At 64.5% G+C, this 533-nt stretch carries 1 protein-coding gene; it reads right to left on the bottom strand.

The features are described from left to right. Window positions 1-533: cytochrome-c peroxidase (locus HW466_RS31200; protein WP_279610399.1), on the bottom strand; the 533-nt coding region annotated here is incomplete at both ends.

The following is a 533-nucleotide window of genomic DNA, read 5'->3' as shown; positions in this document are numbered from 1 at the left end:
AAGAACACGTGGCGCGTGGCCGAGTTGCGCAGCGTCGGCGTGAGGAACATCGAGCAGTATTGCGACTGGTCCTTCAGGTCGCTGCGGAACGGACCGCACACGCCGATATCGTAGAAGGCCGGGTCCTTGTTCTGGGCCAGCGCGGTATTGCGCGGCACCGCCAGCGCCTCGTACTGGTAGTCGGTGAACATCGGCGGCAGGCCGTCCTGGCTCGGCTTCGAGAGGTGGCAGCCGGCGCAGTTCGCCTTGTCCGGGTCGTTGAACAGGCGCAGCCCGTGCAGCTCGGCATGCGTGAGATGGGCCTTGCCCTCCAGCCAGCGGTCGTACTTGCTGTTGTAGGGGTGGAAGGATTGGTCCTCGATCTGGTAGCGCGCGATCGCGAACATCACCTCCGAGATCGCCAGTTGCGGATCGTTGAACAGGTTGGCGCCGAACAACTGCTTGAGCGGGCCCGCGTAGCGGCTGTTCTCGACGCGTTTGGCGACGTCGGCGCCGTTGGTATTGGCCATTTCCACCGGATTGAGCAGCGGGCC

It is taken from the genome of Burkholderia territorii (assembly GCF_902833055.1).
Classification (GTDB): domain Bacteria; phylum Pseudomonadota; class Gammaproteobacteria; order Burkholderiales; family Burkholderiaceae; genus Burkholderia; species Burkholderia territorii.
The sequence above is the reverse complement of the archived record's forward strand: the minus strand, read 5'-3'. Positions and strand labels throughout refer to the sequence as shown.